Annotated in this window: 2 protein-coding genes; both read right to left on the bottom strand. The window is 58.3% G+C overall.

What is annotated here, in order from left to right; translation table 11 throughout:
• The coding region (sufD, locus tag VJ956_RS13380; protein WP_324085540.1) for a Fe-S cluster assembly protein SufD at positions 1-1,151 on the bottom strand (1,151 nt) is incomplete at its 3' end.
• A gap of 12 nt (positions 1,152-1,163) precedes the next feature.
• On the bottom strand, positions 1,164-1,811 hold a 648-nt coding region (gene sufC / locus VJ956_RS13375; protein ID WP_324085539.1), incomplete at its 5' end, for a Fe-S cluster assembly ATPase SufC.

Here is a 1,811-nt window from a genome sequence, read left to right as displayed (position 1 = left end):
CCGATACCCCGTGAAACCAGATAGAACAACGAAATCTCATCAAGCTGGCCGATAGTTGCGCCGTGGGCACACTTGACGTCATCGGCGTAGATTTCCAGCTCCGGTTTGGTATCAATCTCTGCCCCGTTGGACAGCAGCAGATTCTTGTTGTTCATATCCGCATTGGACTTCTGGGCGTCCTGATGGATATGAATCCGGCCATTGAAGACCGCATGGGATTTGTCGGCTGCAATATTGCGATAGGTCTCTTCGCTATTGCAGTGGGGCGCCACATGCTCAATGGTGGTGTGGTTGTCGTAGTGCTGTGTGCCCTGGGTAACAACCACCCCGTTGAGCTTGCACTCGGCGCCCTCACCCTCAAGCCGAACCTGCAAATCGTGCCGGCGAAGGGGGCCACCAAAACCAACCGTATGGCTTTCAAAGCGGGAGCTGCGTTGCTGCAGGACACCGGTAGAGCCAATGTGCTGGACATTCTCGCCTTCCATGTTGAGGCGGATACTGGTGATGTTGGCGCCGTCGGCCACGTTGAATTCGGTAACGGTATTCACCATGACCTGGGCCGAGCCACTGGAGATGTACTCCTCCACGAGGGTAATCTGGCTGTGTCGACCGGCATCCACGAAAATGCGTGGGAAAGCAGAGCCGCTGGCCTCAGCGGTCACTTCGTGAACAATAAACAGAGGCTGGTCGAGTACGGCTTCAGGTTTGAGGCGGATCAGAAGGCCGTCTTCAAACCGGGCAGAGTTCAGCCTGGCCATCTGGACCGCCTTGTTATCCAGAGTGCTGTCCAGCCGGTCTGCCAGATCACTGGCTTCCTCGTCGCTCAGGTCACCGAAGCTCTTGATGCTGATGCCGTCCAGATCCGGGTACTCGCAGGCTTCCGGCATCATCACGCCGTTGAGAAACGCTACCTTGTAGCCGGGTACCGCCAGGCTGCTGCCGGTCTTGCCCTCCGCCGGCAGGGAAATGGCCATGTCGTCGGTCAGCTTCAGGTACTTGCTGGAGTACTTCCAGTTTTCGGTTTTCCGGGTCGGCAATGGCATGTCGACCAGTGCGGTTCCCCGTTGCTTGCGAAGGGCGAGCAGGGGCTCAGGCAGTGACTGACCGGCCGGATGCAGGAACGCGGTGGAAAGCGTGGGTGCTGGTTTCATTCCGCGACCTCCTTAGTTGGCTGAACTGTCGGCAGTTTCTTCATCCTTGATGCCCAGCCAGCCGTAGCCGCGTTCTTCCAGCTCCAGGGCCAGCTCGCGGCCGCCGGATTTGATGATCTTGCCGCCGGCCAGCACGTGCACGTAATCCGGCACGATGTGGTTCAGCAGACGCTGGTAGTGGGTCACCATCAGAATGGCACGGTCTTCCGCACGCAGTGCATTTACCCCGTCAGAAACAACCTTCAGGGCGTCGATGTCGAGGCCTGAATCGGTCTCGTCCAGAATCGCCAGCTTCGGCTGCAGCAGCAGTGCCTGCAGGATCTCGTTACGCTTCTTCTCACCACCCGAGAAGCCTTCGTTGACGCCGCGCTTCAGGAACGCTGGATCCAGATCCACCTGTTTGGACACTTCTCGTGCGAGCTTCATGAACTCGGCCGCGTTCATCTCGTCCTGGCCCTTGTGCTGGCGCATGGCGTTCACGGCAGTGCGCAGGAACTGGAGGTTGCTCACACCGGGAATTTCCACCGGGTACTGGAACGCCAGGAAGATGCCTTCACGGGCACGTTCTTCGGTTTCAAGTTCCAGCAGGTTGTCGCCATTCAGGGTAATTTCACCCTCGGTGACTTCAAATGCGTCGTTGCCTGCAAGCACCTGCGACAG

The sequence above is a fragment of the Marinobacter sp. genome, from assembly GCF_035268745.1.
Lineage (GTDB): Bacteria > Pseudomonadota > Gammaproteobacteria > Pseudomonadales > Oleiphilaceae > Marinobacter.
The sequence above is the reverse complement of the archived record's forward strand: the minus strand, read 5'-3'. Positions and strand labels throughout refer to the sequence as shown.